Source organism: Nocardiopsis trehalosi NBRC 14201 (assembly GCF_001552555.1).
In the GTDB taxonomy this organism is placed as follows: domain Bacteria; phylum Actinomycetota; class Actinomycetes; order Streptosporangiales; family Streptosporangiaceae; genus Nocardiopsis_B; species Nocardiopsis_B trehalosi.
Genome location: NZ_BCRK01000215.1, coordinates 1 through 9,293 on the forward strand (window position 1 = coordinate 1; position 9,293 = coordinate 9,293).

6 protein-coding genes are annotated in these 9,293 nt (G+C 75.7%); 3 read left to right on the forward strand and 3 right to left on the reverse strand.

The genetic code is table 11. The annotated features are described in order from the left end of the window. Positions 1 to 132 precede the first annotated feature (132 nt). Positions 133 to 1,158, forward strand: coding sequence for a UDP-glucose 4-epimerase GalE (gene galE, locus NT8_RS24960; RefSeq protein ID WP_067974545.1), 1,026 nt, complete (start codon positions 133 to 135; stop codon positions 1,156 to 1,158). A gap of 3 nt (positions 1,159 to 1,161) precedes the next feature. Here galE and NT8_RS24965 read toward each other — a convergent pair whose 3' ends face one another. Further along, positions 1,162 to 2,475 carry an FAD-dependent oxidoreductase gene (locus tag NT8_RS24965; RefSeq protein WP_067974553.1) on the reverse strand — a complete coding sequence of 438 codons (1,314 nt, stop codon included), beginning with the start codon at positions 2,473 to 2,475 and terminating at the stop codon, positions 1,162 to 1,164. A gap of 213 nt (positions 2,476 to 2,688) precedes the next feature. On the opposite strand from NT8_RS24965, the gene NT8_RS24970 reads away from it, so the two are divergent. Together NT8_RS24970 and guaA are read left to right on the forward strand one after the other, a co-directional pair. Next, the gene (locus tag NT8_RS24970; protein ID WP_067974555.1) at positions 2,689 to 4,263 is read left to right on the forward strand and encodes a succinic semialdehyde dehydrogenase; all 1,575 of its coding nucleotides are present in this window, start codon (positions 2,689 to 2,691) and stop codon (positions 4,261 to 4,263) included. A 150-nt stretch (positions 4,264 to 4,413) separates the two neighbouring features. Continuing rightward, complete coding sequence (gene guaA / locus NT8_RS24975) at positions 4,414 to 6,000, forward strand: glutamine-hydrolyzing GMP synthase (RefSeq protein ID WP_067974556.1); 1,587 nt, start codon at positions 4,414 to 4,416, stop codon at positions 5,998 to 6,000. A 96-nt stretch (positions 6,001 to 6,096) separates the two neighbouring features. On the opposite strand, the gene NT8_RS24980 is transcribed toward guaA, so the two are convergent. Both NT8_RS24980 and NT8_RS24985 read right to left on the reverse strand, forming a co-directional pair. Then, positions 6,097 to 7,629 (reverse strand): serine hydrolase domain-containing protein, encoded by a 1,533-nt coding sequence (locus tag NT8_RS24980; protein ID WP_174549633.1) that lies wholly within the window; start codon positions 7,627 to 7,629, stop codon positions 6,097 to 6,099. Positions 7,630 to 7,830: 201 nt separating this feature from the next. Next, a partial coding sequence (locus NT8_RS24985; protein ID WP_067974562.1) for a HelD family protein occupies positions 7,831 to 9,293 on the reverse strand: 1,463 nt, incomplete at its 5' end.

Consider the following 9,293-nt stretch of genomic DNA (forward strand, 5'->3'; position numbering starts at 1 on the left):
CCGCCGCCCCCCTCGGGGGACGGCGGCCGCCCGGCCCGGCGGGGCCGCGCCCGGGCGTGCATATCCTGAACGTGCACACTCGACGAAGGGGCCCGCGCCTGCGGGCGTCCGCGCGCAACCAGGTGGCGATAGATGAGGGTCCTGCTGACCGGCGGCGCCGGCTACATCGGCACGCACACGGCGGTCGAACTCCTGGCCGACGGCCACGAGGTCGTCCTCCTCGACTCGCTGGCCAACAGCCACGCCGAGGCGGTGCGCCGGGTCGAGCGCATCTCCGGGCGCCCCGTGGCGTTCCACGCGGGCGACTGTGCCGACCGGGTGACGGTCGAGAAGGTGTTCGCCGAGCACGCCGTCGACGCGGTCGTGCACTGCGCCGGGCTGAAGGCCGTCGGCGAGTCCACCCGCGAGCCGCTGCGCTACTACCGCAACAACATCGACGCCCTGCTGACCCTGTGCGAGGTCATGGCCGACCACGGGGTGCGGCGCATGGTGTTCAGCTCCTCGGCCACGGTCTACGGCGACCCCGCCACCGTGCCCATCACCGAGGACATGCCGCTGTCGGTGGCCAACCCCTACGGCGCCACCAAGCTCTTCGCCGAGCAGATCCTGCGCGACACCGCGGCCGCCGACCCGGACTGGCACGTGGTGGCGCTGCGCTACTTCAACCCGATCGGGGCGCACCCGAGCGGGCTCATCGGCGAGGACCCCCAGGGGGTCCCCGCCAACCTCTTCCCCTACATCGCCCAGGTGGCGGCGGGCCGCCGCGACAAGGTCCGGGTGTTCGGCGCCGACTACCCCACCCCCGACGGCACGGGGGTGCGCGACTACCTGCACGTGGTCGACCTGGCGCGCGGCCACGTCGCGGCGCTCGACCACCTTGCCGACGCCCCGGGCTACCGCGCCTACAACCTGGCGGGCGGGCGCGGCACGTCGGTGCTGGAGGCCATCGCGGCGTTCGAGCGGGCCACCGGCGTCGCCGTGCCCTACGAGGTCACCGACCGCCGCCCCGGCGACATCGCCGCCTGCTACGCCGACTGCTCCGCGGCGGCCCGCGACCTCGGCTGGCGGACCACCCGTTCGCTGGACGACGGCTGCGCCGACGCGTGGCGCTGGCAGTCGGCCAACCCCTACGGCTACGCGGCCGGCCCGGACGCCTGACCGTCAGGCGGGGGCCGGCGCGGTCCCGCCGGGCGCGGCGGCCGCCGGCGCCTCGGGGGTCGTGATCGTCTCGGGCCGGATACCGCGCGACAGCACCCGCCCCACCACCCGCGACCACGCGCGGGTCCCGGCCGTCAGGCGCAGCGGCAGCGGGAGGCTCGGGTGCTCCTCGGCCGACAGCGCGCGGGCCAGGATCTGCCGCTGGACGAGCTGCTGGAAGAGCTGGGTGCCCACGGTGGCCGGCAGGCGGCGCCGCTGCACCCGGGCGAGCAGGGCGGGGTTGAGCGTGCGCGCGAACCGGTCGGGGTCGTCCTGGGCGCGCAGCAGCGGTCCGGCCAGCAGGTTCGCCGCCGCCACCGCGTCCTGCACGGCCAGGTTGATGCCGATCCCGCCCACCGGCGACATGGTGTGCGCGGCGTCCCCGATGCAAAGGTACCCGGGCCGGTACCAGCGGGTCAGCCGGTCGACGCCGACCTTGAGGAACGCCACCTTGGACCAGTCGTCGACCTCGCGCACGGCGTCGCCGAGGAACGGCAGCAGCTCCCGCAGGCGCTCCTGGAGCTCGGTGACCGGCCGGTCGCGGATGTCGGCGCTGGCGCCGGCGCCGGCCTTGGGGATGAGGTAGGCGCACTGCCAGTAGTCGCCGCGGTCGATGGCCACGGCCATGGCGCCCGCGCCCAGCCGCCCGTTGAGGCCGGAGGTGGCGCCGTCGGCGGCGCGGGGGACCCGCAGCCACAGCACGTCCATGGGCGCGCCGAGTTCGCGGGGCAGCAGGCCGGAGAGCCGGCGCAGCTCCGAGTGGCGGCCGTCGGCGGAGACGGTGAGGACGGCGCGCAGCTCGTGCTCCTCGGTGCCGCCGTCGGCGTCCGCGGTGGTGTAGCGCACCCCCCGCACGCCGCCGCCCTCCTCGATCAGTGAGGTGGCGCGGGCGTTCATACGCAGGTGGAACCCGGGGTAGCGGCGGGCGCGCCGGACCAGCAGGTCGAGGAAGTCCCACTGCGGGATCATCGCGATGTGGCGGTAGGCGCCGGGCAGCTCGGCGAGGTCGGCGGCGACGATGGTCTGCTCGGGGTTGCCGATGGTCACCGTGGTCAGCTTGCGGTGCGGGATGCGCTCCAGCTCGTCCATGAGGCCCAGCTGCGCCATGAGCTGCAGGGTCGACGGGTGGACGGTGTCGCCGCGGAAGTCGCGCAGGAAGTCGCCGTGCTTCTCCAGCACGGTGACGTCCACGCCCGCGCGGGCCAGCAGCAGTCCCAGCATGATTCCGGCGGGTCCGCCGCCGGACACGGCGACGGTGGTCGTCTCGGTGTGCGCCATTGCAGCCTCCAAGGACGGGGTCCGTGTGCGAATTAATTCATCACACGATGAAATTCAACGCCTCCCGGCGCGGCCTGTCCAGGGGGGCGGCGATGTGACCTGCGCGACGCTCCATGGGTGGCGCGGCCGGGCCGCCGCGCCCCTCGGGCGGTGGACGAAAACGCGGTTACCCACGGGTAGCCAGGAGGGGGGTGCCCGTTCTAGGCTCCCGATATGGGACACGCCACACTCAGCACCACCGCGGCCCCCGCGCTCGACCCCGCTCTGGTCGACCGGCTCACCCGGCGGCTCGCCGCCACCTCCGGCGCCACCGCCACCACCCGCGCCCCGTTCACCGGCGCGCCACTGGCCGAGCTGCCGCTCAGCACCGCCGACGACGTCGCCGACGCCTTCACGCGCGCCCGCGCCGCCCAGCGCGCGTGGGCCCGGCTGTCCCCGCGCGACCGCGCCCGCCCCTTCATCCGCTTCCACGACCTGGTGCTCGCCCGCCAGGACGAGATCCTCGACATCCTCCAGTGGGAGACCGGAAAGGCCCGCCGGCACGCCTTCGACGAGGTCTTCGACGCCGCCGCGGGCACCCTCTACCACGCGCGCAGCGCCCCCGGCCTGCTCCGCCGCCGCCGCGCCCCCGGCGCGATGCCCGTCGCCACCCGCTCCTACGTGCACCACCAGCCCAAGGGCGCCGTCGCGGTCATCACCCCGTGGAACTACCCGCTGTCGCTGCCCGTGGGCGACGCCATCCCCGCCCTGCTCGCGGGCAACGCCGTGGTCGCCAAACCCGACACCCAGACCGCGCTCAGCGCGCTGTGGGCCATCGACCTGCTGGTCGAGGCCGGGCTGCCGGAGAACCTGTGGATCCCCGTCGTCGGCGAACCCGCCGACATCGGCGACGCCCTCATCGACCACGCCGACTACGTCGCCTTCACCGGCTCCTCCGCGACCGGGTCGCTCATCGCCCAGCGCGCCGCCGCCCGGCTGATCGGCTGCTCGGCCGAACTCGGCGGCAAGAACCCCTCCATCGTCTGCGCGGACGCCGACATCCCGTGGACCGTCGACGGGTCGGTCCGCGCCTGCTTCTCCAACGCAGGGCAGCTGTGCATCTCCATGGAGCGCCTCTACGTCCACGACCGCGTCTTCGACGAGTTCACCGACCGGTTCGCCGCCGCCGTGCGCCGGATGGAGCTGAACGCCCGCCTCGACTTCACCGCCGACATGGGCTCGCTCACCTACGCCCGCCAGCTCGACCGGGTCGCCGCCCACGTCGACGACGCCCGCGCCAAGGGCGCCGAGGTGCTGGCCGGCGGGAACGCCCGCCCCGACCTCGGCCCGCTGTTCTACGAGCCCACCGTCCTCACCGGGGTGGAGCCGTCCATGGCGGCCTGCGCCGACGAGACCTTCGGCCCGGTCGTGGCGGTGTACCGGTTCAGCGACGAGGACGAGGCCATCGCCCGCGCCAACGCCACCGAGTACGGGCTCAACGCCAGCGTGTGGACCCGCGACGTCGCGCGCGGCCGGCGCATCGCCGAGCGCATCCAGGCGGGCACCGTCAACGTCAACGAGGGCTACGGCGCCGCGTGGGCCAGTTACGCCGCGCCCATGGGCGGCATGAAGCGGTCCGGCCTGGGCCGCCGGCACGGCGCCGAGGGCCTGCTGCGCTACACCGAACCGCAGACCGTCGCCAGCCAGCACTACGTCAGCCTGGCCGGCACCCCCGGCATGGACGCCGCGACCCTGGCGCGGCTCCTCACCGCCGGCGCGCGCGCCATGAAGGGCCTGCGCATCCGCTGACCCCGGCCGCCCCGCCGCCCTTCCCCCCGGGCCGGCGGGGCGGTCGGCCCTCCCGCCGGACGGGTCCACGGGTCCGCCGCGCCGTGCGCGCGGCCGGATACGACGAATTAGACTGGGCCCATCCATATCTACCTGCGGGAAGGCCGTTACGTGTCCCACGCCGGTGCTGGCGACAGCACGTTCGACACCGTCCTCGTCGTCGATTTCGGCGCGCAGTACGCGCAGCTCATCGCACGCCGGGTGCGGGAATGCCACGTCTACAGCGAGATCGTGCCCTCGACCATGCCGGTCGCGGAGATGCTCGCCAAGAACCCCAAGGCGATCATCCTGTCCGGGGGGCCCTCCTCGGTGTACGCCGACGGCGCCCCGCAGGCGCCCGCCGAGCTGTTCTCCACCGGCGTGCCCACCTTCGGCATCTGCTACGGCTACCAGGCCATGGTGCAGGCGCTCGGTGGCACCGTCGCCCGCACCGGGCGCAGCGAGTTCGGCCGCACCAGCGTCGAGGTGAGCACCGACGCCCTGCTGTTCGACGGCCTGCCCGCCGTGCAGTCGGTGTGGATGTCGCACGGCGACTCCGTCACCGAGGCGCCGCAGGGCTTCACCACCGTGGGCAGCACGGCCAGCACCCCGGTCGCCGCCATGGAGGACCGCGACCGCGGCCTGTACGGGGTGCAGTTCCACCCCGAGGTCATGCACAGCGAGCACGGCCAGGCCATCCTGCGCCATTTCCTGTACGAGGGCGCGGGCTGCCGGCCCACCTGGACCATGGTCAACATCGTCGACGAGCAGGTCGAGCGCATCCGCGCCGAGGTCGGCAGCAAGCGCGTCATCTGCGCCCTCAGCGGCGGCGTCGACTCCGCTGTGGCCGGCGCCCTCGTGCAGCGCGCCGTCGGGTCCCAGCTCACCTGCGTGTTCGTGGACCACGGCCTGCTCCGCAAGGGCGAGGCCGAGCAGGTCGAGAAGGACTACGTCGCCGCCACCGGCGCCGACCTCAAGGTCGTGGACGCCCAAGAGCGGTTCCTGTCGGCGCTCGCCGGGGTCACCGACCCCGAGGAGAAGCGCAAGATCATCGGCCGCGAGTTCATCCGCGTCTTCGAGCAGGCCGCCCGCGAGGTCGTGGCCGACGGCGGGGCGGCGGGCGAGGAGGTCGAGTTCCTGGTCCAGGGCACCCTCTACCCCGACGTGGTCGAGTCCGGCGGTGGCACCGGCACCGCCAACATCAAGTCGCACCACAACGTGGGCGGCCTCCCCGACGACCTGCGGTTCACCCTGGTCGAGCCGCTGCGCGAGCTGTTCAAGGACGAGGTCCGCCGCGTCGGCGAGGAGCTGGGCCTGCCCGCCGAGATGGTGTGGCGCCAGCCGTTCCCCGGCCCCGGCCTGGGCATCCGCATCATCGGCGAGGTCACCCGCGAACGGCTCGACGTGCTCCGCGAGGCCGACGCCATCGCCCGCGAGGAGCTGACCCGCGCGGGCCTCGACCGCGACATCTGGCAGTGCCCGGTCGTGCTGCTCGCCGACGTGCGCTCGGTCGGCGTGCAGGGCGACGGCCGCACCTACGGCCACCCCGTCGTGCTCCGCCCGGTCAGCAGCGAGGACGCCATGACCGCCGACTGGTCGCGCGTGCCCTACGACGTGCTCGCCACGATCTCCAACCGCATCACCAACGAGGTGCGCGAGATCAACCGGGTCACCCTCGACGTCACCAGCAAGCCCCCGGGCACCATCGAGTGGGAGTAGCCCGAACGGGCCCGAACGGCGGCGGGGCCGGTGCGCGACGTACCGGCACCGCCGCCGTCCTTCCGTCTCCGCGTCCGGGACCCGGCCGCGCCGCCCTCAGACCCCGGCGGGCGCGGGCTCGGGGGCGGTCGGCGGCGCCGGCGCGCGCCGCGCCCGCACCAGCGCCGCCGTCCGCGCCACCGCGACCGCGCCGCCCGCGACCGCCGCGACGGCCAGGAACGCCGTCCCCATGGGCGTCAGGTAGCCCAGCAGCGACCACGGCATGTCCCGGCCGCCGGTGAGGAACCCGGCCAGCCGGTGCGCTGACGCGAACACCGCCACGGGCACCAGCGGCGGTAGGCAGCGCAGCGCCGCCCACCCCACCGGGGCGCCGGCGCGGCGCCGCGCCCACACCCCCGACCGCCGGACCCCGCGCACGCCCAGGGCCGCCGCTCCCAGGCCGAGCACCAGCAGCACCACGTCGCCCGCGAGCAGTGCCCGCGCCGGGCCCGCCGGCGGCTCCGCGCCCTCGGCCAGCGCCGCCAGGCCGGCGGCGACCGCGTACGCGTCGCCGCCGCCCAGCCCGCTGTCGGCCATCACCGCGATGCCGTACCCGCTGTCGGGCAGCAGCATCTGGTAGGCGGTGAACGTCCACTGGATGCCGCCGTGCTCCACCAGCGGGGCACCGCCGTCGGTCTCCCCGGCGTTCCAGCCCAGGCCGGTCCCGCCGTCGGGGCCGCCGCCGGTGTGCGTGGCCGCGACGCCCTCGGCCGACAGGACGCGCTCGCCGGTGGGGCCGACGCCCTCGTTGTTCTGCGCGATGAGCCAGGCCGCCATGTCGTCGGCGGTGGTCACCACCCCGCCCGCCCCGTTGAAGTAGCCGTGCGGCTCGGGGAGGGCCAGCGCCTGCCCGAACAGCGCCACGTGCCCCTCGGGCACGCCGGCGGCGGTCGCGTCCGCCGACGTCTCCACCGTGCGGGTGGCGTCCATGCCCAGCGGGGTGAACACCTCCGCGTCGAGGTAGGCGGCGAACGGGCGGCCCGACACCACCTCCACCAGGCGGGCCGCGACGTGGTAGTTCGGGTTGGTGTAGTGGTACTCGGCGCCCGGGTCGGAGACCAGCTCGGCGCCCTCCAGGCGGGCGACCGCGCCGGCCAGGTCGGCGGGCTGCGGTTCGCTCTTCTCCGCGAACCCGGCGTCGGACATGCCGGAGGTGTGGGTGAGCAGGTGGCGCACGGTGATGCCGTCGGCGCGCGGGTCGGGCACCGGGAACTCCGGCAGGTAGGCGCGCACCGGGGTGTCGAGGTCGACCCGCCCCTCCTCCACGAGCCGCATGACGGCGAGCGCGGTGAACGACTTGCTGACGGACGCGACGCCCATGGGCGTGTCCGGCCCCATCGGGTCGCCGCCGGACGTGGTCCCGTACCCGGCGGTGTGCACCACCTCGGTCCCCCGGGTGACGGCCACGGCCGCCCCGTTGAGGGCCGAGGAGTCGAGGTAGTCGGTGAGGTAGGCGTCGACGGCGGCCGCGTCCAGCACGGGCGTGTCGGCGGCGGGCGGCGGCGCGGCGAGCGCGGGAACGGGGGCCAGGACGGCCGCCGCGAGCGCGGCGGCCGCCCCGGCGCGGGCGGCGCGGAGGCGAACGGACATGCCCACCACCCTGGCCGCACGCCCCCCACCCGGCCAGGGTGCCCACAGCAGATCCCACCTGCGGTCGACCACAGTCCCCGGGTCGGGTGCCCCACCCCCCGACGGGCGGCCCCGGGCCGGCCGTCGGGGGGTGGGCCGGGGCGGTCGAGCGGTCGATCGAGCGGGGCGGGGCCGGGGTCGGCCGGCCGGGGCCGGCCCGGGTCAGCCGAGTGGGGCGGGCAGGGGGCGGGCGTGGACGACGTGCAGGGTGCTGACCGCGCGGGTCAGCACCACGTAGAGGCGGTTCAGACCGCGCGCCTCCGCGTCGGCGATGGCGGCGGGTTCGGCGGCGACGACCGCGTCGAATTCCAGGCCCTTGGCCAGGGTGGCGGGCACGCAGACCAGCCGGGCGGCGGTCAGCGCGTCCTCGTCGGTGCCCAGGACGGACGCCTCCAGCCCGGCGTCGGTGACGGCCCGGTGCAGCGCCCCGATGTCGGCGTCGGCGGCGATGAGGCCGACCGACCCCTCGCCCGCCAGCGCCGCCGCGCACGCCGCCGCCACCGCGCCGGGCACGCCGTCCTCGGCGCAGGGCGTGACCCGCAGCGCGCCGGGGGAGCGGCGCACCGCCCCGGGGGCGCCCAGCCCGGGGGCGATGGCGGGCAGCAGCCGGGCCGCGTAGTCGATGATCTGCGCGGGCACCCGGTAGCCCCGGTCGAGCACGGCGAGGCGGGCGTCGGCGGCGCCGAGGTGGCGCAGCAGCTCCGCCCAGTCGGCCACCGCGCCGGGGGCGGTGGCCTGCGCGGTGTCACCGAGCACCGTCGCCGACCCGCTCGCGCAGCGCCGCCCCAGCGCCCGGCACTGCATCGGGCTGAGGTCCTGCGCCTCGTCCACCACCAGGTGGCCCAGGCTCGCGGGCCGCTCGATCAGCGCGGCGGCCTCGTCGATCAGCGCCAGGTCCGCCTCGGACCACTTCGCGGAACGGGGGCCGCGCGGGCGGCCGGGCAGCAGCACGGCGGCCCGCTCCTCGGCGGTCAGCAGGCCGTCGGCGGCGCGGGCCAGCCGCTCCGGGTCGGTGAGCAGGCCGAACACGGTTTTCAGCGGGTCGGCCTTGGGCCACATGGCGGTGACGGCGGCCCGCACCTCGCGGGTGCGGCGCACCTGGTCGTGCGTGCGGTCGTCGCACGCCTCACCGGCGGCCTCCATCCGGGTGAGCACGGCGTGGGCGATGCGGTGCGCCAGCAGCTCCCGGCCCGACCCGTAGGCGACGCCCCGGCCGCGCAGCTCGTCCAGCAGCTCGGCGAGGTCGTCGGGGTAGAGCCGCCACCGGCGGGACCCCCGCTGCACCACCAGGGTCTCGGTCGGCGGCGCGGGCAGCGACCACAGGTCGCGGCGGATCACCTCGGCCATGCGGGCGTCGCCCTTGACCCGCGCCGCCTCGGGGGTGTCGACCGCGCGCACCGGGACGGTCTCCAGCAGGTCGCGCAGCGTGGTCTGCGCGACGTCGACCTCGCCCAGGGCCGGGAGGACGTTGCGGATATAGGTCAGGAAGGACCGGTTCGGCCCGATGATCGCGACCCCGCTGCGGCCGAGCCGCTTGCGCTCGGCGTAGAGCAGGTAGGCGACGCGGTGGAGGCCGACGGCGGTCTTGCCGGTGCCGGGTGCGCCCTGCACGCACAGCGTGCGTT